Origin of the sequence: Acidovorax bellezanensis (genome assembly GCF_025421555.1) — a bacterium.
GTDB classification, from domain to species: Bacteria; Pseudomonadota; Gammaproteobacteria; order Burkholderiales; family Burkholderiaceae_C; genus Comamonas; species Comamonas bellezanensis.
On sequence record NZ_JAODYH010000001.1, the window covers coordinates 448,408 to 468,117 of the forward strand.

Consider the following 19,710-nt stretch of genomic DNA (forward strand, 5'->3'; position numbering starts at 1 on the left):
TCCGGCAAGGAGCTGCCATGCGCGTAGCCCTGGGAGTGAGTTACAACGGCCAGCGCTACAACGGCTGGCAAAGCCAGACGTCCGGCAACACGGTGCAAGACCATCTCGAAGCGGCCCTGGGCCGCTTTGCCACGCAGCCCGTGCCCACCGTGTGCGCGGGCCGCACCGACGCCGGCGTGCACGGCATCATGCAGGTGGCGCATTTCGACACGGAGTTGTCGCGCACGCCGTTTTCCTGGGTGCGCGGCACCAACACCTACCTGCCGGCCGACATCGCCGTGCAATGGGCCCAGATCGTTCCCACGGATTTCCACGCACGCTTTTGCGCCACGGCGCGCCGCTATGCCTATGTGCTGCTGCAGTCTCCGGTGCGCCCCAGCGTCGAGGCCGGTCGCGTGGGCTGGGTGTTCCATGAGCTCGACGGCGAGGCCATGCAGGCCGCCGCGCGGCAACTGCTGGGCGAGCATGACTTCTCGTCCTTTCGGGCCTCGTCCTGCCAGGCCAAGAGCCCGGTCAAGACCATGCACCGCATTGACATCTCGCGCCGCGCGTCGCCCGCCTCCGGCCCACTGGACGGCCTGCACGGCCTGGGCCGCCCGGGCGAGCCGCCGATGCAGACCTGCTACTGGCATTTCGAATTCGAGGGCAGCGCTTTCCTGCACCACATGGTGCGCAACATCATGGGCTGCCTGATCGCCATCGGCCAGGGCAAGCAGCCCGTGGACTGGATGCAGACCGTGCTGGATGCGCGCTCGCGCGATGCCGCCGCGCCGACTTTTTCCCCTGACGGCTTGTATTTCCTGGGTCCGGTCTACGATGCGGTGTGGGGTCTTCCCACGCGTGCCGCTGCGTATGATTGGCTGCCATGAACCCGACTTTTGCAAAACCGCTGCGTACCCGCATCAAGATCTGCGGCCTGACCCGTGAAGAAGACGTGGACCAGGCCGTGGCCGCCGGGGCCGATGCCATAGGCTTTGTGCTGTATGCGCCCAGCCCCCGCGCGGTGAGCCTGGCGCGCGCCGCGCAGCTGGCGCGCCGCCTGCCGCCATTCGTCACGCCCGTTCTGCTGTTCGTCAACGAGACCGCAAAGCGCATCCAGGAGGCCTGCGCGACCATCCCCGGCGCCTGCCTGCAATTCCACGGCGATGAGTCGCCCGAGCAATGCCTGCAAGCCAGTGGCGGCACGCGCGCCTTCCTGCGCGCCGCACGGATTCCCCTTGGCGACGCCGCAGCCAGCTTCGACCTCGTAGAATATGCACAGCGTTACTCTCACGCCCAAGCCATCTTGCTCGATGCCCATGTGGACGGCTATGGCGGCGGCGGCAAGGCATTCAATTGGTCACTCCTACCACCAAGCGTCGACTCTCACCTCGTTTTGTCTGGTGGACTCACGCCTGCAAACGTAGCCGATGGCATCGAACAGCTACGCCCGCGTTGCAAGACGCTGGCCGTTGATGTCAGCTCTGGCGTAGAGGCCACGGGCCCCGACGGCCGACCCATCAAAGGCGTCAAGGACGCCGACAAGATTCACCGCTTCGTTGCCGCTGTGCGTGCGGCCGATGCCCAAACCCTTGAGAATTTGTAATGTTTGACTATCAGCACCCGGACGCCTCCGGGCATTTCGGCCGCTATGGCGGCAGCTTTGCCAGCGAAACCCTGACCCACGCACTGACCGAGCTGCGCGAAGCCTATGCGCGCTACCAGCACGATCCCGAGTTCGTCGCCGAGTTCGAGTCCGAGCTCAACCACTACGTGGGTCGTCCTTCGCCCGTCTACCATGCGGCCCGCATGAGCCGTGAAATGGGCGGCGCGCAGATCTACCTCAAGCGCGAAGACCTGAACCACACCGGCGCGCACAAGATCAACAACGTCATCGGCCAGGCCATGCTCGCCAAGCGCATGGGCAAGAAGCGCATCATCGCCGAGACCGGCGCGGGCCAGCACGGCGTGGCCACGGCCACCATCTGCGCGCGCTATGGCATGGAGTGCATCATCTACATGGGCGCCGAAGACATCCGTCGCCAAAGCCCCAACGTCTACCGCATGAAGCTGCTGGGCGCCACCGTCGTGCCCGTGGAATCGGGCAGCAAGACGCTCAAGGACGCCTTGAACGAAGCCATGCGCGACTGGGTTGCCAACGTCGACAGCACCTTCTACATCATTGGCACGGCCGCGGGCCCGCACCCCTACCCCATGATGGTGCGCGACTTCCAGAGCGTGATCGGCACCGAATGCCTGACGCAGATGCCGGAATTCCTCGCGGGCGGCCAGCCCGACGCGGTCGTCGCCTGCGTGGGCGGCGGCAGCAATGCCATCGGCATCTTTCACCCCTATATCCCCTACGAAGCCACGCGCCTGATCGGCGTGGAAGCCGCGGGCATGGGCCTGGACACGGGCAAGCACTCGGCTTCGCTGCAGCGCGGCAGCTCGGGCGTTCTGCACGGCAACCGCACCTTCATCCTCCAGGATGACGACGGCCAGATCCTCGAAACGCACAGCATCAGCGCCGGCCTGGACTACCCTGGCGTGGGTCCAGAGCACGCCTGGCTGCAGGAAATCGGCCGCGCCGAATATGTCGGCATCACCGACACCGAAGCGCTCGAGGCGTTCCACTACCTGTGCCGCACGGAAGGCATCATTCCGGCGCTCGAGTCCAGCCACGCCGTGGCCTATGCCATGAAGCTGGCCAAGGACATGCGCGCCGACCAGTCCATCCTGGTCAATCTTTCGGGCCGCGGCGACAAGGACATCGGCACGGTTGCCGACCTGTCGGGCGCTGATTTCTATGACCGCCCGTCCATGCGCGGTCTGACTGTGAAGGGAGGGCCTGCCGCATGAGCCGCATTGCCGCCACATTCGAAAAACTCCAATCCGAAGGCCGCAAGGCCTTGATTCCCTACGTCACGGCCGGCTTCCCGTTCGCGGCCATCACGCCGGCGCTGATGCACGGCATGGTGGAAGCCGGCGCCGACGTGATCGAGCTGGGCGTGCCGTTCTCCGACCCCATGGCCGACGGCCCGACCATCCAGAAAGCCGGCGACAAGGCCTTGGCCCTGGGCGTGGGCGTGGTCCAGGTACTGGCCTATGTGCGCGAATTCCGGCAGAAGAACGACAGCACCCCCGTGGTGCTGATGGGCTACGCCAACCCTATCGAGCGCTATGACCAGATCCATGGCGAAGGCGCTTTCGTCAACGACGCGGCCAACGCCGGCGTCGACGGCATGCTGATCGTCGACTACCCGCCCGAGGAATGCGCGGAATTCGCGGCCGCGCTGCGCGCGCGCGACATGGACCTGATCTTCCTGCTCGCGCCCACCAGCACCGACGCGCGCATCCAGCAGGTCGCTCGCGTGGCCAGCGGCTACGTCTACTACGTCTCGCTCAAGGGCGTGACCGGATCCGGCGCCCTGGACCCTTCGGCCGTGCAAGCCATGCTGCCGCGGATTCGCGCGCATGTGAACATTCCCGTGGGCGTGGGTTTTGGCATCCGCGATGCCCAGACCGCCCAGGTGATCGGCCAGATGGCCGATGCCGTGGTCATCGGCAGCCGCATCATCGAGATGCTCGACGGCCAGCCCCACGAAAAAGTCGTACCGCTCACCATTGACTTTCTGCGCGGTGTGCGTAAGGCACTCGACGCATAATGCACCAAAACGTTAAGCACCCCCTGAGCCGCTGACGCGGCTTGGGCCGCCCCGGCTTCCCCTCTCAACCTTCGGTGGAGGGGGACGGCGCCCTCGCTGCGGGGCAGCCCTTGCTCGCTGCCTCCACGCTGGGGCACGCCAGTTTCAGGGGCTGCGAGCATCGCTGGTGCCACGGATAAATCAAGAGGAAATACTATGTCTTGGCTTGAAAAACTGTTGCCTGCCAAAATTCAGCACACCGACCCGACAGAGCGTCACCAGATCCCTGAAGGCCTGTGGATCAAGTGCCCCTGCTGCGAAACCGTGCTGTACCAGGCCGACCTGGAGAAAAACCAGAACGTCTGCCCGACCTGCGGCCAGCACCACCGCATTGGCGCGCGCGCCCGCCTGAACCATTTCCTCGACGCCGAAGGGCGTTACGAAATCGGCCAGGAAGTCGTGCCCGTCGATCCGCTGAAGTTCAAGGACAGCCGCAAGTACCCCGAGCGCCTCAAGGAAGCCCTGGAGAACACCGGCGAGACCGATGCACTGATTGTGATGGGCGGCTCCGTCAAGAGCGTCAATCTGGTCGTGGCCTGCTTTGAATTCGATTTCATGGGCGGCTCCATGGGCTCGGTCGTCGGCGAGCGCTTCGTGCGCGGCGTCGAAACCGCCATCGAGCAGAAAGTGCCTTTCCTGTGCTTTACCGCCACCGGCGGCGCACGCATGCAGGAAGGCCTGCTGAGCCTGATGCAAATGGCCAAGACCAACGCCGCGCTGACCCGCCTGGCGAAGAAGGGCCTGCCCTACATCAGCGTGCTGACCGACCCGACCATGGGCGGCGTGTCGGCCGGCTTTGCCTTTGTCGGCGACATCGTGATCGCCGAACCCAAGGCGCTGATCGGCTTCGCCGGCCCGCGCGTGATCGAAACCACGGTGCGCGTGAAGCTGCCGCCAGGTTTCCAGCGCGCTGAATTCCTGCAGGAAAAGGGCGCCGTCGACATGATCGTCGACCGCCGCAACCTGCGCGACACCGTGGCCAGCAGCTTGGCCATGCTGCAGCGCCTGCCTGCCGACGCGGTAGCCTGAAAATAAGCACCCCCTGAGCCGCTTCCGCGGCTTGGGCCGCCCCGGCTCCCCCCTCTCAACCTACGGTGGAGGGGGACGACACCATCGTTGCGGGGCGGCCCTTGCTCGGTGTCCCCTTGCTGGGACGCGCCAGTTTCAAGGGCTGTGCCACCTTCAAAAAAAAAGCGGTAAGTGCAGCCATGCACTTACCGCTTTTTTGTTTACAGGCTCACATCAGCACACCTGCCTGCACATAGGCCAGCACCATCATCGCGATCTGCAGCAGCACCAGCAGCACCAACGGCGACAGGTCGATGCCGCCGATCAGCGGCATCACCTTGCGCACCGGGCGCAGCAGGGGCTCGGCCAGGCGTTCCAGCACCTGGGAGATGGGCGAACGCGTCTGCACCCAGGACAGGATGGTGTAGACCAGCACAATGCCTATGCAGCCCGACAGCAGCACGCGCAGCAGGCCGCACAGCGCCAGCCAGGGCAGCCACAGTCCCTGCGCACCCGCGCCCATCATCAGCCACAGCAGCAGGTACTGCAGCAGCTGCAGCACAAAAGCCGCGATCAGACTTGACGCATCCCAGCGTCCTGTGGGCGGCACGACCTTGCGCAGCGGCAGCACGATCCAGTCGGACAGTGCAAACACCAGACGCCCCACGGGGTTGGAAAACGGAACGCGTTGGGCCTGCATGTACAGGCGCAGCAGGCAGATGCCGGTGAGCAAGCCCACCACGACGTCCAGCAAGAAAGTGATGATCTGAAAAAACATGTAGGAATGATGGCTAAGAAGCTTGCGGCAAAAACGCCACAGACAGGCGGCTTGTGCCTGCACGACAGGGACTGGGGCTCCATGGGATGATAGCGGGCAAGGCCTCAGCACCATGACATTACCCCTGACCCTCACTTCCCTGCCGTTGTTCCCCCTGGGCAGCGTACTGTTCCCTGGCGGCCGCCTGCCACTGCGTGTCTTTGAAGTGCGCTACCTGGACATGGTGCGCAAATGCGCGCACACCGGCGCGCCGTTTGGCGTGGTGGCGCTGACCGACGGGCATGAAGTCCGCCAGGCCGGCGCACCGCCCGAGCAGTTCCACAGTGTGGGCACCCTGGCCACCATTGCCCAGCTGCAATTCCCCCAGCCCGGTCTGATGCATTTGCTGTGCCAGGGCACGCAGCGCTTTCACGTGCGCGAGCGCCGCTGCCTGCCCCAGGGCCTGTGGGTGGCCGACGTGGAGCTCATAGAGCCCGACCTCACGGTGGCCGTACCCAACGACCTGCAGGCCGCGGCCCAGGCGCTGGCCCAGTTGCTGCAGACGCTGCGCACCCAGCACGCCGATGATCCCGGCCTGGCCTTGCCCGACAGCCTGCACCTGCAGGACTGCGGCTGGGTGGCCAACCGCTGGTGCGAGCTGCTGCCGCTGACAACCACCTTGCGCCAGCAACTGATGGAGCTGGAAAATCCACTGGTGCGGCTGGAACTGGTGGCCGACGTTCTCGAGCGCAGCGGCATCGGTTTTTGATGCGTGAGCAGGTGCGCCACACGGCCATTGCATGGGTGCATGCCCAACTCGACTAAAGAACTTAAAATCACCGGTTTTGGCCCCGTTCCACCAGCGCTCGCACGCTGGCGCTTTGTTCATGTCTGACCACAACACCTCCTCCGCTGCCGAGACCGCCGCCCCTCAGGACGAAAACCAACTGATCGCCGAGCGCCGCGAAAAACTCAAAGCGCTGCGCGCAGCCCAAGCCCAAGGCGGTGGTGTGGCCTTCCCCAACGACTTCCAGCCCACGCACCACGCGGCCGACATCCAGGCCAGCTACGCCGAGCAAACGCCCGAAGCGCTGGAAGCCGCCGCTGTCAGCGTCAGCGTAGGCGGCCGCATGATGCTCAAGCGCGTCATGGGCAAGGCCAGCTTCGCCACCGTGCAGGACGGCTCGCTGGGCGCGACCGGCGGACGCATCCAGCTCTACATCACGCGCGACGCCATTGGCGAAGAGCTGTATGCACAGTTCAAGCGTTGGGACCTGGGCGATATCATCGGCGCCACGGGCACCCTGATGAAGACCAAGACCGGCGAGCTGTCAATCAAGGTCACGGCGCTGCGCCTGCTCACCAAGAGCCTGCGCCCCATGCCCGACAAGTTCCACGGCATGGCCGACCAGGAACAGAAGTACCGCCAGCGCTACGTCGACCTGATGATGGACGAAGCCGCACGCCGCCGCTTCACCGCCCGCTCCAAGGCCATCAGCGGCGTGCGCGAGTTCATGGTGCAACACGACTTCCTCGAAGTCGAAACGCCCATGCTGCACCCCATTCCCGGCGGCGCCAATGCCAAGCCTTTCGTCACGCACCACAATGCGCTCGACCAGGAAATGTATCTGCGCATTGCGCCCGAGCTCTACCTCAAGCGCCTGATCGTGGGCGGCTTCGAGCGCGTGTTCGAAATCAACCGCAGCTTCCGCAACGAAGGCATTTCGGTCCGGCACAACCCTGAATTCACCATGATGGAGTTCTATGCCGCGTACTGGAACTACCGCGACCTGATGGACTTCACCGAAAAGCTGATCCGCGACACCGCCCAGAAGGCTGTCGGCAGCCTGCAGTTGAGCTATGGCGGCAAGCCCGTGGACCTGGCCCAGCCTTTCGAGCGCCTGACCATCCGCGAAGCCATCCTCAAGTACACCGAAGCCGGCGACAACGTCGACCAGCGCGACTGGCTGATTCCCGCGCTGCGCAAGCTGGGCTTGACCGAAGACAAGAACAAGCTCTCGGGCCGCACCCTGGCCAGCCTGCAAGTGCTGTACTTTGAAGAACTGGTCGAAGAAAAGCTCTGGAACCCGACTTTCATCATGGAACACCCGACGGAAATTTCGCCGCTGGCCCGCGCCAACGACGACCGCCCCGAAGTGACCGAGCGCTTTGAGCTGTACATCACGGGCCGCGAGTTCGGCAATGGCTTCAGCGAATTGAACGACGCCGAAGACCAGGCTGCGCGCTTCAACGCCCAGGTCGACGCCAAGGACAGCGGCGACGACGAAGCCATGTTCTTCGACCACGACTTCGTGCGCGCGCTCGAATACGGCATGCCTCCCACCGGTGGCTGCGGCGTGGGCCTGGACCGCTTGATGATGTTGCTCACCGACAGTGCCAGCATCCGCGACGTGATCCTGTTCCCCGCACTGCGCCACGAACGCTAAGGCACAGGCTGGATAAAGGTGTAAGCTGCGCACCGGCTGACGTTTACACTTGTATCTTCTGTCGCCGCTTGGCCGGCAGACATATTTGGCCGGAGGCGCGATTGCACTCCGGGCTTCAGGCCCCAAGGAACCCGATGTGATCCCGACGCAGCCCCCTCCAGCCATCGAACCCACCGGGGCTCGCTTCACGCCCCATACGGATCCTGCCCCCTTCTCGGTCTTGGTGGTCGAAGACCAGGCATCACTGCGCGCCTCGCTGGTGCAGGAGCTGCAATACGCGGGCGTGACCGAAGTCATGGAAGCGGCCGACGGTCAGGTGGCGCTGCAACTGTTCAAGCTGCGCCGCCCCGACCTGGTGCTGCTCGACATCCGCCTGCCCGGCATCGACGGCTATGCCGTCGCCCACCAGATGCGCGAAGCCGAGCCCGGCGACTGGACGCCCATCATTTTCCTGTCCGGCCTCGACAACGACCTCGATGTCTGGCGCGGCATCGAATCGGGCGGCGACGACTACCTGGTCAAACCCGTCAAACCCATCGTGCTGGTGGCCAAGCTGCGCGCCATGCGCCGCCTGCTGGACATGCGCCGCCGGTTGATTTCCATGTCGGCCGAGCTGCATCTGGCCAACCAGCGCCTGAACGAGATGGTGGAGATGGATGCGCTCACGGGCCTGGTCAACCGCCGGGGCTTCGACCGCATCCTGCACGCGGAAATCATGGCCGCACGGCGCGACGGCACGCCGCTGACGCTGATGCTGTGCGACCTGGACCATTTCAAGCGCTACAACGACAGCTGCGGCCACGTCAAAGGGGATGAATGCCTGCGCGCGGTGGGCAAGCTGCTGCGCGAAGTCTGCGTGCGCCCGCGCGACGTGGCCTCGCGCTACGGCGGCGAAGAATTCGCGCTGATCCTGCCGAACACGCCGCGCTCGGGCGCCATGACCTTCGCCCGTGCCCTGGGCAAGATGCTGAGCCTGCGCGCCCTTCCGCACCCCGACTCTCCGCTGTGCGCCGTGCTCACGCTGTCGGGCGGCATCACGACCTGCATCCCCGATGACCACACCAGCGCCGAAAGCATGCTGATGCGCGCCGACCAGGCCTTGTATGCCGCCAAGGCCCAGGGCCGCGACCGTTTTTTCAGCTTCGAGATGCAGATGGATACCATCGAGCAACGCGGCGGCGTCGCTGCCCCCTTCTGAGCGGCAGAAGGCTCCGGGGTGGGGATGCGCCCATTTCAGGGGCTGCGGCATGGATAGCTGATAGGCTTGTGGCCCGGGCTCTACCGCCTGTACCCTTCCTTTTTCGACCCCATTGGAGCTATGCGTCGCCTCTTCACTCACCTGCCCAGCTGGTTGCAGGACTGGCTGGAAGTCCTGATTCCCGCCACGCAAATCCTGTTGATCCTGCTGTCCGCCTGGCTGATCAACCTGTTTTTCAAGCGCCTGATCGCGCGCGCCGGTGCCCACTATGCGCTGCCGCGCGAGCTGCTGGTGCCGCTGCGCGGCGTCATCCGCTGGCTGATCATTGCAGCCACCGTGCTGTTGCTGCTGGAGCGCCTGGGCGTCTCGGCCACCGTGCTGTGGACGGCCTTCACGGGGTTTGCCACCGTCGGCGCCGTGGCCTTCTTCGCCGCCTGGAGCGTGCTGTCCAACCTGTTCTGCGCCCTGCTCATCGTCACCGTGGGCCCTTACCGTCTGGGCGACTACATCGAGCTGCTCGACACCGCGGAAAAGCCCGGCGCCAAAGGCCGCGTGATCGACATCAACATGCTCTACACCACGCTGGAAGATACTTCGGGCCGCCATGGCGAAGGCACCTTGCTGCAGATTCCGAATTCACTGATCTTCCAGCGCGTGGTGCGCCGCTGGAAAGGCGGAATCCATGCCCATGTGCCGGACGATGCGCCGCCGTCGGACGTGGAAGAGGCTGCAGCGCTGGAACTGACCTCTCGCACACCCCCTGCGTAACAGGGTGTACCACGGGGTCCATCGTGGAACCACTTCATCCCTGCGGTTACAGAGCAAGCATCTTCAGTTTTCTAGAAACGGTTTGCTATGCGCCAACGCTACGATGACCTGCTGACGGCACTGGCCGAAGAAATTGGACTGGATGGACCATCCTTGCTCGCCACGGAGGAAATCCTGATCGACAACCTGTCGATCAGCCTGCAGCTGGAAGGCAACGACGACAAAGCGCAAGTGCTGCTGTGCAGCCTGCTGGGCGCCGTGCGCTCAGACCGCTGGCCCCAGGTCGCCCGCACCCTGTTGCTGGCCAACCACGGCTGGACCGCCACCCGCGGCGGCACGCTGGGCGTGATCCCCGATGACGATACGGTCAGCCTGAGCATTCGCCGGCCGCTGCACAGCCTCGATGCCGACAAGCTCGCTGCCCTGCTCGGCTGGGTGAGCGACATCGGGCTGGCCTGGAAAGAATATGTCGCCGGAGACTCCAGCACCGAGCCACCGGCCTTATTCCAGAACAGTCTCAACGTCTACGCTTGATACACCGCGAAGAGCTGCCATGAACGTCATTGCCTCCCGGATTTCCCCCAGCATTCCACCAACAGGGCTGCAAGGCACAGATACCGCGGCGACCAATGCCCCGGACCACTCCCGCGATACCGAAGCCCGCAATGGCTTGGGCCCCCTCGGTGGACGCCAGATTGCAGTCGGTGATGGCCGAGCCACCCAGGCTTTGCACCGCGCCGATTCGACGCTGCAAGCCACGCTGGCCGGCGTTTCTCCAGATCTCCAGGCGAAAGTGGACAGCGCGGCGCCCCCCTCCAGCGACAAGGGCATCGCTCGCCTGAAAGAGCGCCAGCTAGGCAATGGCGATGGCCAGGCAGCAGCCCGGTCACGCGGTGCCAGCGCCAGCATCCTGCGCGTGCTGTCCGGCGTATCGAACCTGCTCAAGACGCTGCTGCAATCCATCAAGACAACCAGCATGAACAGGCAGGAGCGTTCCGCGGTAATGCAATGGGAAAAGGCCCACGCGGCTGTCAAAAACCTGGGCGCATTGCCCCACGACGCCCCTGTAATGCAGCAGGCACAGGAACGACTGACGCGGGCCATGGAAGCCAGGACCAGCAGCCACCAGCAAATTTTTCATGCCGAGGTCAGCCAACTGAAAGGCGTGCTGCTCACGGACCCCATGCCCTCGGCCGACACCTCGGCAGCGGAATCGATCCACCAGCAGGCCGTCAAGGACTGGAAACGCGATGGCGTGACCATCGATGGCAAGACTTTTCCGCCCAGCCAGGAAAGTCACAACGTTCGGGAGGCCTCCACGGCCCTCGCCGAAGCCTGCGGCAAGCCCATGGCCCAATGGGTCAGCCGCTTTACCAACCAGCAGGCCTTCAGTCCCGTGAGTACCTTGATCAGCAAGCTGCCTCTGGGTGTCAACGGCGAAGCCGGGTTTCTGCCTGTGGGCACGGCGCAGCAGAGCTACACCATCACCGTGCTGCCCGACAAAAGCGTGCAGATCGACCTGTGCTGCAGCTGGGACTCACCGCCGGGCCTGACATCCGCACGCAATGGCGAAATCGATATGCTGGAACTGGACAAGGGCAGCAACATCACGGCCAAATTCTCTCTCCAACTGGAGATGTCATCTTTAGGCGCCACGGATGCTCCGCCCACCGTCTCCGTCCTGAAACCACTGGAACTCACCACCGACATCCGCCACAGCACGGACCAGTGACCGCGCCCGCCTCAGGGCAGACGGTCCAACGCGTTGCGGTAGGCCGGCTGGAGCATGAGCTCCTCCCAGCTCTGGGGCAGGGTTTCGGGCAGCAGCGCCAGGCGGCGCGATTCGCTGTCCAGGCTGGGCGTCCAGCGGCCCTGCTCCAGCGCGGTCTGCAGGCCGTCCAGCAGCCCGTCCAGCGCCAGGCCGTCGCCCAGGCTCTGGTTGCACAGCAGCGCCATGTCGCAGCCCGCGTTCAGGGCTTCGATGGCGGCGTCCGTGAAACTCAGGGTCTTTCCATTCAGCCGGCGCGCGGCTTCCATGCTCAGGTCGTCGCTGAAGATCGCGCCGTCAAAACGCAGCCGGCCGCGCAAGATGTCCTGCAGCCATTTGGCCGAGAAGCCCGCGGGGCGCTTGTCGACCTTGGGGTAGATCACGTGGGCCGGCATGACGCTGGTCAGCACCGAGGCCAGCCAGGGATAAGGCGCGGCATCGCCGGCCAGGATGGCCTGCAGACCGCGCGAATCCACGGGCATGTCGGTATGCGAATCGGCCTTGACGAAGCCGTGGCCGGGGAAGTGCTTGCCGCAGTTGGCCATGCCTGCCTGCAGCAGGCCGTGCATCAGGCTCTTGGCCAGGGCCGCGACAACGCGCGGGTCCGCATGGAAGGCCCGGTCGCCGATCACGCCGCTTTCGCCCCAGTCGAGGTCCAGCACGGGCGTGAAGGAGAAATCCACGCCGCAGGCGCGCAGCTCGCAGCCCAGCACATAGCCCGCGGCCGTGGCGGCGTCCATGGCGCGCATCGCACCACTGCCTTCGCGCCGCTTCGCGCCCTGGCCGTCGTCCATCCACATCTGGCCAAAAGCGCGCATGGGCGGCAAATGGGTGAAGCCGTCGGTGCGAAAACGCTGCACGCGACCGCCTTCGTGGTCCACGCAGATCAGCAGGTCATCGCGCACCGCCTTGATCTCGGCCGTGAGCGCCAGCAACTGGGCCCGGTCCTGCCAGTTGCGCGCGAACAGTATCATGCCGCCGACCAGCGGGTGCGCCAGGCGGACGCGGTCAGCCGGCGTGAGCTCGGTGCCGGCGATGTCGATGATGAGGGGAGCGTGCTCGGTCATGTTCGGTCCTTGGGGGAAAATCCTTCAATCCGCGCATGATGCCAGCGCCCTGCGCGGCTGGCAGCCGCTAGGCGGCTTTTTTCTCGACCACGCAGTAACTCGTGGCGTAGTCGCTTTCGTCGCTCACGCTCAAATGCACTTGCAGGTCCCGCGCCTCGAACCATTCCTTGAGCGCGCCGTGCAGCACGATACTGGGCTGACCGCTGGGCAGCTTCACGACTTCGCAGTGCCGCCAGGTCATGGGCATGCGCATGCCCATGCCTATGGCCTTGCTGAAGGCCTCCTTGGCCGAAAAGCGCGTGGCGACATAGCGCACACCGCGATCCGGCCAGCGCGCGCTGCGTGCGCGCCAGGTGGCGAGCTCGCCTTCGGCCAGCACCTTCTCGGCGAAGCGGTCGCCATGGCGCTCCAGGCTGGCGCGTATGCGCCGCACATCGCAGATATCCGTGCCTATGCCGTAGATCATGGCGTCAGGCCGTCTGGGCTGTCTTGGAACGCATGCCCGCGGCTATGGTCTCCTGGTACGCCTGCACCGCGCCCGCGTAGCCGCGCTCGAGTGCGTCGGCGATCAGCGCATGGCCGATGGAGACTTCCTGCAGTCCCGGCACCTGGGCCACGAAGGCCGCGAGGTTGTCGAGGTTGAGGTCGTGGCCGGCGTTGATGCCCAGGCCCACGTCCAGCGCCGCCTGGGCAGCCGCGCGGTAGCTTTCAAGCTGCTGCGCCTGTGCAGGCGTTCCCCAGGCCGCGGCATAGGGCTCGGTGTAGAGCTCGACCCGGTCCGCGCCCACGGCCTTGGCGGCCGCCATTTGCGCGGGGATGGGGTCCATGAACAGGCTCACGCGCACGCCCAGGGCCTTGCATTCGGCGATCAGCGGCGCGAGGCGCTCGGCGTCCTGGGGGAAGTTCCAGCCATGGTCGCTGGTGAACTGGTCTTCACCATCGGGCACGAAGGTCGCCTGATGGGGTCGCTGCGCGCGGATGAAGTCCATCAGGTTGTGAAAGGGGTTGCCTTCGATGTTGTATTCGGCCTGGGGCCACTGCTTGAGCAGCTCCTGCAGCTCGCTGACATCGCTGGCGCGGATATGGCGCTCGTCGGGCCGCGGGTGCACGGTGATGCCTTGCGCGCCGGCCTCGAGGCACAGTTGGGCCGCGCGCGTCACGCTGGGAATGCCCAGGTGGCGCGTGTTGCGCACCAGCGCAACCTTGTTGACGTTGACCGACAGCGCGGTGCGGGTGGTGGCAGTAGCAGAGGAAGTCATAGGTTTTGCAAATCCATCATCAGCTGGCGGGTGCGCAGCAAGGGACTGCCGCAATGGTATTGCAACAAGGTCCGCAATTGCGATTTGAGGGCCAGGGCCACGGGCGCGGCCGCACGCAAAGTCGCGGTGTAGACCGAGGCCGTCGGGGTGTTGGCGCTGCCCAGGGCCTGTTCCAGCGCCTGCCATTGTGCGCCCGTGAGGGCAGCGCGCTCGCCGGCCGCGGCCTGACGCAGCCCGCCTTCTGGCACCAGCATGTAGCGGCTGCGCGCCTCAAGCGCCGACAAGGTCATGGTTTCCTCGCCGAGGCTGGGCAACAGGCCCAGTTCGCGCAGCAGCACCAGCTCGAAAGCGCGCAGCACGGGCTCCAGGGCTTCGCCCTGGGTGCCGGCCAGCACCCGCACCACGCCGCCATAGACGTCGAACAGCGCCGCGTAGGGATCGTCGCGCGCCATCAGGCGCAGCAGCAATTCGTTGAGGTACAGGCCGGACAGCAAGGCCTCGCCCGTGGGCATGACATGGCCGCCGACCCACTCCGCGCCCTTGAGGCTGTGGATTTCGGCATTGCCTTCCGCGCCCAGGGTGTAAGTCAGGCGCAGTGGCTGCAGCGGCAGCAGCACCGGCCTGAAGTTGGACGTCGGCTTCTTGGCGCCGTTGGCCGCCAGCGCCACCCTGCCGCGGTGGCGCGTGAAGACCTCCAGAATCAGACTGGATTCGCTCCAGTCATAGCTGTGGAGCACATAGGCGGGCTCGTCGATGACGCGCTTGGCAGCCAAGCTAGCGCTTATTCGTAGCCAAAGGAGCGCACGCGCGCTTCATCGTCGGCCCAGCCCGAGCGCACCTTGACCCAGACTTCCAGGAACACCTTGGCGTCCATCAGGCGCTCGAGCTCCTGGCGGGCTTCGGTGCTGATGCGCTTGAGGCGCTCGCCCTTGTCGCCGATCACCATAGCCTTGTGGCCGTCGCGTTCGACCACGATGGTCACGGCAATGCGCATGAAGCGCTTGTGTTCCTTGCTCTTCTCCTCGGAGAACTTGTCCAGCACCACCGTGGAGGTGTAGGGCAGCTCGTCGCCGGTGAAGCGGAACAGCTTTTCGCGCACGGTTTCCGTGACCAGGAATTTCTCGCTGCGGTCGGTCAACTCGTCGGGGCCGTAGAACCAGCCCTGCTCAGGCAGGTATTTCTCGCAGATGCCGAACAGGCGCTGGATGTCGTCGCGCTTCTTGGCCGACATGGGCACGAATTCGGTGAACGGGTGGCGTTCCTGCATGCTCTTGAGCCAGGGCGCGAGGTCGGCGCGTCTATGGATCTGGTCGAGCTTGTTGGCCAGCAGCAGCGTGGGAATGCCGGGCTTGAACAGGCTCAGCACCTTGGCATCGGCCAGCGTGAAGTTGCCGGCTTCGACCACGAACAAAATCAGGTCCACATCGCTGATCGCGCCCATCACGGTCTTGTTCAGCGACTTGTTCAGGGCCGTCGAATGCTGGGTCTGAAAACCCGGCGTGTCGACGAACACGAACTGCGTGGCTTCGCGCGTGGCGATGCCGGTGATGCGGTGGCGCGTGGTCTGTGCCTTGCGCGAAGTGATGCTGATCTTCTGGCCGACCAGTGCATTCATCAGCGTGGACTTGCCCACGTTGGGCTTGCCGACAATGGCGATCAGGCCGCAGCGCTGGCCTTGCTCGTAAGCGGGCACGCTGGCCGCGGCCAGCATGGCTTCGATATTGGCATCTACAGGAGTCTGCGCGGCAGTTTGCGCGGCAGGCTTTTCTTCGCCTGCATCGCCAGCTACGTCGTGGGTAGCATCATTCATGATTTTTCGCTTTCAATGTGGTCAACATGGCCTCGGCCGCAGCCTGTTCGCCGGCGCGGCGGGATCCACCCGTGCCGCACTCGGTCAGGCCCAATTCGGCAATGGCACATTCGATTTCGAATTGCTGACGGTGTGCCGCCCCGGTGGTAGCCACCACACGGTACTGCGGCAGTTTCATTTTTCGGCCTTGCAGCCATTCCTGGAGTGCGGTCTTGGCATCCTTGGCCGCCGCTTCCATCTGCGGGTTGATTTCCACCTTCTCGAACAGGTGGTGCACCAGCACTTCGGCCGGCGTGTAGCCGGCATCCAGATAGACCGCGCCAATCACGGCTTCCACCGCGTCGGCCAGGATGGACGGGCGCTGTTTGCCGCCCGACTTGAATTCCCCTTCGCCCAGGCGCAGCACTTCGGGCAGCTGCAGGCGCACGGCGATGCGGTGCAGCGTGTCCTGCTTGACGAGGTTGGCGCGCACGCGCGAAAGATCGCCTTCGGGCAGGGAGCGCAAGCGCTCGAACAGCAGGCTGGAAATCGCCAGGCTGAGAACCGAATCGCCCAGAAATTCCAGGCGTTCGTTATGGTCTGCCGAAAAGCTGCGGTGCGTGATCGCACGCTGCAGCAAGGCAGGGTCCTTGAATGTGTACTGCAGACGCTGCTGCAGTGCGATGAGTCCGGGTTGCACCTAGGGAGTCTGCTTCTTAAAACGGTAGACGAGATAGGCCGGACCAGCCAGCGCAATCTCGCGGGAGTAACTGAAGGCGACCTGCACCTGTTCATTCTGCTTGGTCACCTCCAGGTCCTTGCCCTGGATGGAAGAGATGTTGTCTATCACTGCGGCCCGGTCGAAAATGGCCCGCACTTCAGGCACCGTCGTGCCTTCACTGGCTGCCTTCTTGGCCGCCTTGATGACGGCCTGGTATTCGAGAAAGATGGGAAGGGATTGTCCGCCAATCGCGACAACGGAAACTGCCACCACCGCAATAAACACCAAACCAATAAAGGACAGCCCACGCTGGCGCGTGCGGCGGGCGGTGTTGTGCATCGTCATATTCCCGTCTCCTCAGGCCCCAGGGCCAGTCCCATATTCGCGGCAGCGTTCAGTGGAAGCTGCCGATACGCTTGATATCGCCGAAATTCATCCAGACGAAAAACGCCTTGCCGACAATGTTTTCGTCGGGCACAAAGCCCCAGTAGCGCGAATCCAGCGAGTTGTCGCGGTTATCGCCCATCATGAAGTAATGGCCTTCGGGTACCTTGCAGGTCACGCCTTCCACACTGTAGCGGCAGTTTTCACGGTATGCAAAATCGCTCGCACCCTGGATAAACGCTGGAACATCGGGATTGTTGAGCAGACGGTGGGGCTGGTCGCCCAGCTTTTCCTCGAACTGCTTGAAGTAACGCATCACGTCTTTTTCAAAGAAGTCCGGCAGGGCGCTGGTTTCCACGGGCTTGCCGTTGATCGTCAGACGCTTGTTCAGGTAGGCCACCTCGTCGCCGGGCACGCCGACCACACGCTTGATGTAGTCCAGCGTGGGCTGGGGTGGGTAGCGAAACACCATCACGTCGCCGCGCTGGGGCGTCCCGCCCTCGATGATCTTCTTGTTGATCACCGGCAGGCGCACACCATAGGTGAACTTGTTGACCAGGATCAGGTCGCCGACCATCAGCGTCGGAATCATCGAGCCCGAAGGAATCTTGAACGGCTCGAACAGAAAGGAACGCAGCACGAAGACGATGGCAATCACCGGAAACAGGCCGGCGGTCCAGTCCAGCCACCAGGGCTGCATCAGGATGCGGCCACGGGCTTCCGGGCTGATGTCGATGTCGAGCTTGGTGATGCCCTTGCTGTCGAGCTCGGCGCGGCGCTGCACCACGGCCTGCTCCAGCGCCTGCGCAGCCTTGCGGCGGCGCGGCCAGAAATACAGGCGCTCGGCCACCCAGTACACGCCGGTCACCACGGTGGCCAGGAACAGCAGCAACGCGAAGTTGCCCTCGAGGGCACCGAAATACCAGGCACCGATGTATCCCACGAAGGCCGCCAGAACGGCGGACGTGATCCATTGCATTGCTTGCATCAATCCTCCACTTGCAAAATCGCCAGGAAGGCTTCCTGCGGAACTTCGACCGCGCCAATTTGCTTCATGCGCTTCTTGCCGGCCTTTTGCTTTTCCAGCAGCTTGCGCTTGCGGCTGATGTCGCCGCCGTAGCACTTGGCCAGCACGTTCTTGCGCAAGGCCTTGACGGTTTCGCGCGCAATGATGTTCGCGCCGATGGCCGCCTGGATGGCCACGTCGAACATCTGGCGGCTGATGATTTCGCGCATCTTCGCGACCACGGCCCGGCCGCGGTACAGCGACTGGGAACGGTGCACGATGATGGACAGGGCATCGACTTTTTCGCCGTTGAGCAGAATGTCGACCTTGACCACGTCGGAGGCACGGTACTCCTTGAACTCATAGTCCATCGAGGCGTAGCCGCGCGAGACGCTCTTGAGCTTGTCGAAGAAGTCGAGCACGATTTCGCCCAGCGGCATTTCGTAGGTCAGCATGACCTGGCGGCCGTGGTAGGCCATGTTCATCTGCACGCCGCGCTTCTGGTTGGCCAGCGTCATCACCGGGCCCACATATTCCTGCGGCATGTACAGGTGGACGGTGACGATGGGTTCGCGAATTTCTTCCATCCGGCCCTGGTCGGGCATCTTGGACGGGTTCTCGACCATCATCACTTCGCCATCGGCCTTGACCACCTGGTAGACCACGCTGGGCGCGGTGGTGATCAAATCCTGGTCGAATTCGCGCTCCAGACGCTCCTGCACGATTTCCATGTGCAGCAGGCCCAGGAAGCCGCAGCGGAAGCCGAAGCCCAGCGCCTGCGAGACTTCGGGCTCGTAATGCAGCGAAGCATCGTTGAGCTGCAGCTTTTCGAGCGCGTCGCGCAGCGAGTCGTACTCGCTGGCTTCGGTCGGGTACAGACCGGCAAACACCTGGGGCTGGATTTCCTTGAAACCTGGCAGCGCCTGCGCGGCCGGACCCATATTGTTGGGCAGCTTCTTTTCAAGCGTGATGGTGTCGCCGACCTTGGCGGCCTTCAATTCCTTGATGCCGCAGATCACGTAGCCCACCTGGCCCGCGCGCAGGATGTCGCGCGGATCGTTGCCTGGCGTGAACACGCCCAGGGAGCCGGCTTCGTAGACGGCGCCCGTGGCCATGAGCTTGATGCGCTCGTTCTTCTTGAGTTGGCCGTCGACCACGCGCACCAGCATCACCACGCCGACATAGGAGTCGAACCAGCTGTCGATGATCATCGCGCGCAGCGGAGCATCGGGGTCGCCCTTGGGATGGGGAATGCGGGCCACGATGGCTTCGAGGATGTCGTCGATGCCCATGCCGCTCTTGGCCGAGCAGGGAATCGCGTCCGTGGCATCGATGCCGATCACGTCCTCGATCTCGGCCTTGGCGTTGTCGGGATCTGCATTGGGCAAATCCATCTTGTTGAGCACGGACACCACTTCCACGCCCAGGTCGAGCGCGGTGTAGCAATTGGCCACGGTCTGGGCTTCGACGCCTTGCGAGGCATCGACTACCAGCAGCGCGCCTTCGCAGGCCGACAGCGAGCGGCTGACTTCATAAGAGAAGTCGACGTGGCCGGGCGTGTCGATCAGGTTGAGGTTATAGACCTGGCCGTCCTTGGCCTTGTAGAGCAGCGCCGCCGTCTGCGCCTTGATGGTGATGCCGCGCTCTTTCTCGATGTCCATCGAGTCCAGCACCTGCGATTCCATTTGGCGCTCGGAGAGACCGCCGCAGCGTTGTATCAGTCGGTCTGCAAGAGTCGACTTGCCGTGGTCGATATGCGCAATGATGGAAAAATTTCTGATGTGCTTCATCAACGAAGAGCGTCTGGTAAGAATAAAACGAAGGGTGGCGCGTGCAACCGGCGCGTGCAAGAAAA

The 19,710-nt window shown here is 64.2% G+C and carries 21 protein-coding genes; 11 read left to right on the top strand and 10 right to left on the bottom strand.

Going from position 1 to position 19,710, the window contains the following annotated elements; genetic code table 11:
* Positions 1–17 precede the first annotated feature (17 nt).
* The 5 genes from truA (at position 18) to accD (ending at position 4,712) form a co-directional block, all read left to right on the top strand.
* A complete protein-coding gene (gene truA / locus N0K08_RS02020; RefSeq protein ID WP_261498318.1) occupies positions 18–869 on the top strand; it encodes a tRNA pseudouridine(38-40) synthase TruA in 852 nt (283 codons plus the stop codon).
* A complete protein-coding gene (locus tag N0K08_RS02025; protein WP_261498319.1) occupies positions 866–1,585 on the top strand; it encodes a phosphoribosylanthranilate isomerase in 720 nt (239 codons plus the stop codon). Before truA ends, N0K08_RS02025 begins: the two co-directional genes overlap by 4 nt.
* Positions 1,585–2,838 carry a tryptophan synthase subunit beta gene (gene trpB / locus N0K08_RS02030; RefSeq protein ID WP_261498320.1) on the top strand — a complete coding sequence of 418 codons (1,254 nt, stop codon included), beginning with the start codon at positions 1,585–1,587 and terminating at the stop codon, positions 2,836–2,838. Before N0K08_RS02025 ends, trpB begins: the two co-directional genes overlap by 1 nt.
* Positions 2,835–3,644: a tryptophan synthase subunit alpha gene (gene trpA / locus N0K08_RS02035; protein ID WP_261498321.1), complete on the top strand. Its 810-nt coding sequence runs from the start codon at positions 2,835–2,837 to the stop codon at positions 3,642–3,644. The genes trpB and trpA overlap by 4 nt, the downstream gene beginning before the upstream one ends.
* A 195-nt stretch (positions 3,645–3,839) precedes the next feature.
* On the top strand, positions 3,840–4,712 hold the full coding sequence (accD, locus tag N0K08_RS02040; RefSeq protein ID WP_261498322.1) for an acetyl-CoA carboxylase, carboxyltransferase subunit beta: 873 nt from the start codon (positions 3,840–3,842) through the stop codon (positions 4,710–4,712).
* A gap of 208 nt (positions 4,713–4,920) precedes the next feature.
* Here the strand turns inward: accD and N0K08_RS02045 are convergent, their stop codons facing one another.
* On the bottom strand, positions 4,921–5,469 hold the full coding sequence (locus N0K08_RS02045) for a YggT family protein (protein WP_261498323.1): 549 nt from the start codon (positions 5,467–5,469) through the stop codon (positions 4,921–4,923).
* A gap of 112 nt (positions 5,470–5,581) precedes the next feature.
* Between N0K08_RS02045 and N0K08_RS02050 the strand changes: the two genes are divergently transcribed.
* From N0K08_RS02050 to N0K08_RS02075, 6 genes are all read left to right on the top strand, one after another.
* Positions 5,582–6,217, top strand: coding sequence for an LON peptidase substrate-binding domain-containing protein (locus N0K08_RS02050; RefSeq protein ID WP_261498324.1), 636 nt, complete (start codon positions 5,582–5,584; stop codon positions 6,215–6,217).
* Between the two features lie 118 nt (positions 6,218–6,335).
* Positions 6,336–7,895, top strand: a complete 1,560-nt coding sequence (gene lysS, locus N0K08_RS02055; RefSeq protein ID WP_261498325.1) for a lysine--tRNA ligase — start codon at positions 6,336–6,338, stop codon at positions 7,893–7,895.
* Positions 7,896–8,058: 163 nt separating this feature from the next.
* Positions 8,059–9,093, top strand: coding sequence for a GGDEF domain-containing response regulator (locus N0K08_RS02060; protein ID WP_261498472.1), 1,035 nt, complete (start codon positions 8,059–8,061; stop codon positions 9,091–9,093).
* Between the two features lie 120 nt (positions 9,094–9,213).
* Positions 9,214–9,861 carry a mechanosensitive ion channel family protein gene (locus tag N0K08_RS02065; protein ID WP_261498326.1) on the top strand — a complete coding sequence of 216 codons (648 nt, stop codon included), beginning with the start codon at positions 9,214–9,216 and terminating at the stop codon, positions 9,859–9,861.
* Positions 9,862–9,948: 87 nt separating this feature from the next.
* Positions 9,949–10,395 (top strand): type III secretion system chaperone, encoded by a 447-nt coding sequence (locus N0K08_RS02070; protein WP_261498327.1) that lies wholly within the window; start codon positions 9,949–9,951, stop codon positions 10,393–10,395.
* A 19-nt stretch (positions 10,396–10,414) separates the two neighbouring features.
* Positions 10,415–11,593, top strand: coding sequence for a hypothetical protein (locus N0K08_RS02075; RefSeq protein ID WP_261498328.1), 1,179 nt, complete (start codon positions 10,415–10,417; stop codon positions 11,591–11,593).
* An 11-nt stretch (positions 11,594–11,604) separates the two neighbouring features.
* Here the strand turns inward: N0K08_RS02075 and nagZ are convergent, their stop codons facing one another.
* The 9 genes from nagZ to lepA form a co-directional block, all read right to left on the bottom strand.
* A complete protein-coding gene (gene nagZ / locus N0K08_RS02080; RefSeq protein WP_261498329.1) occupies positions 11,605–12,696 on the bottom strand; it encodes a beta-N-acetylhexosaminidase in 1,092 nt (363 codons plus the stop codon).
* 67 nt (positions 12,697–12,763) lie between these two features.
* Positions 12,764–13,162, bottom strand: coding sequence for a holo-ACP synthase (acpS, locus tag N0K08_RS02085; protein ID WP_261498330.1), 399 nt, complete (start codon positions 13,160–13,162; stop codon positions 12,764–12,766).
* A 4-nt stretch (positions 13,163–13,166) separates the two neighbouring features.
* Entirely contained in the window at positions 13,167–13,955 is a 789-nt protein-coding gene (locus N0K08_RS02090) for a pyridoxine 5'-phosphate synthase (protein ID WP_261498331.1), read from the bottom strand.
* Entirely contained in the window at positions 13,952–14,728 is a 777-nt protein-coding gene (recO, locus tag N0K08_RS02095) for a DNA repair protein RecO (RefSeq protein WP_261498332.1), read from the bottom strand. The genes N0K08_RS02090 and recO overlap by 4 nt, the downstream gene beginning before the upstream one ends.
* An 8-nt stretch (positions 14,729–14,736) precedes the next feature.
* Positions 14,737–15,765, bottom strand: coding sequence for a GTPase Era (gene era / locus N0K08_RS02100; RefSeq protein ID WP_261498333.1), 1,029 nt, complete (start codon positions 15,763–15,765; stop codon positions 14,737–14,739).
* Entirely contained in the window at positions 15,758–16,444 is a 687-nt protein-coding gene (gene rnc, locus N0K08_RS02105) for a ribonuclease III (RefSeq protein WP_261498334.1), read from the bottom strand. Before rnc ends, era begins: the two co-directional genes overlap by 8 nt.
* Positions 16,445–16,804 (bottom strand): DUF4845 domain-containing protein, encoded by a 360-nt coding sequence (locus N0K08_RS02110; RefSeq protein ID WP_261498473.1) that lies wholly within the window; start codon positions 16,802–16,804, stop codon positions 16,445–16,447.
* A 55-nt stretch (positions 16,805–16,859) separates the two neighbouring features.
* On the bottom strand, positions 16,860–17,837 hold the full coding sequence (gene lepB / locus N0K08_RS02115) for a signal peptidase I (RefSeq protein WP_261498335.1): 978 nt from the start codon (positions 17,835–17,837) through the stop codon (positions 16,860–16,862).
* Positions 17,837–19,645: a translation elongation factor 4 gene (lepA, locus tag N0K08_RS02120; protein WP_261498336.1), complete on the bottom strand. Its 1,809-nt coding sequence runs from the start codon at positions 19,643–19,645 to the stop codon at positions 17,837–17,839. Before lepA ends, lepB begins: the two co-directional genes overlap by 1 nt.
* Positions 19,646–19,710: the final 65 nt, after the last annotated feature.

Excerpts from the sequence above, each read along its gene's own strand:
- truA (WP_261498318.1), top strand. The coding sequence starts at position 18 with ATGCGCGTAGCCCTGGGAGTGAGTTACAACGGCCAGCGCTACAACGGC.
- N0K08_RS02025 (WP_261498319.1), top strand. The coding sequence starts at position 866 with ATGAACCCGACTTTTGCAAAACCGCTGCGTACCCGCATCAAGATCTGC.
- trpB (WP_261498320.1), top strand. The coding sequence starts at position 1,585 with ATGTTTGACTATCAGCACCCGGACGCCTCCGGGCATTTCGGCCGCTAT.
- trpA (WP_261498321.1), top strand. The coding sequence starts at position 2,835 with ATGAGCCGCATTGCCGCCACATTCGAAAAACTCCAATCCGAAGGCCGC.
- accD (WP_261498322.1), top strand. The coding sequence starts at position 3,840 with ATGTCTTGGCTTGAAAAACTGTTGCCTGCCAAAATTCAGCACACCGAC.
- N0K08_RS02045 (WP_261498323.1), bottom strand. The coding sequence starts at position 5,469 with ATGTTTTTTCAGATCATCACTTTCTTGCTGGACGTCGTGGTGGGCTTG.
- N0K08_RS02050 (WP_261498324.1), top strand. The coding sequence starts at position 5,582 with ATGACATTACCCCTGACCCTCACTTCCCTGCCGTTGTTCCCCCTGGGC.
- lysS (WP_261498325.1), top strand. The coding sequence starts at position 6,336 with ATGTCTGACCACAACACCTCCTCCGCTGCCGAGACCGCCGCCCCTCAG.
- N0K08_RS02065 (WP_261498326.1), top strand. The coding sequence starts at position 9,214 with ATGCGTCGCCTCTTCACTCACCTGCCCAGCTGGTTGCAGGACTGGCTG.
- N0K08_RS02070 (WP_261498327.1), top strand. The coding sequence starts at position 9,949 with ATGCGCCAACGCTACGATGACCTGCTGACGGCACTGGCCGAAGAAATT.
- N0K08_RS02075 (WP_261498328.1), top strand. The coding sequence starts at position 10,415 with ATGAACGTCATTGCCTCCCGGATTTCCCCCAGCATTCCACCAACAGGG.
- nagZ (WP_261498329.1), bottom strand. The coding sequence starts at position 12,696 with ATGACCGAGCACGCTCCCCTCATCATCGACATCGCCGGCACCGAGCTC.
- acpS (WP_261498330.1), bottom strand. The coding sequence starts at position 13,162 with ATGATCTACGGCATAGGCACGGATATCTGCGATGTGCGGCGCATACGC.
- N0K08_RS02090 (WP_261498331.1), bottom strand. The coding sequence starts at position 13,955 with ATGACTTCCTCTGCTACTGCCACCACCCGCACCGCGCTGTCGGTCAAC.
- era (WP_261498333.1), bottom strand. The coding sequence starts at position 15,765 with ATGAATGATGCTACCCACGACGTAGCTGGCGATGCAGGCGAAGAAAAG.
- N0K08_RS02110 (WP_261498473.1), bottom strand. The coding sequence starts at position 16,804 with ATGCACAACACCGCCCGCCGCACGCGCCAGCGTGGGCTGTCCTTTATT.
- lepB (WP_261498335.1), bottom strand. The coding sequence starts at position 17,837 with ATGCAAGCAATGCAATGGATCACGTCCGCCGTTCTGGCGGCCTTCGTG.
- lepA (WP_261498336.1), bottom strand. The coding sequence starts at position 19,645 with ATGAAGCACATCAGAAATTTTTCCATCATTGCGCATATCGACCACGGC.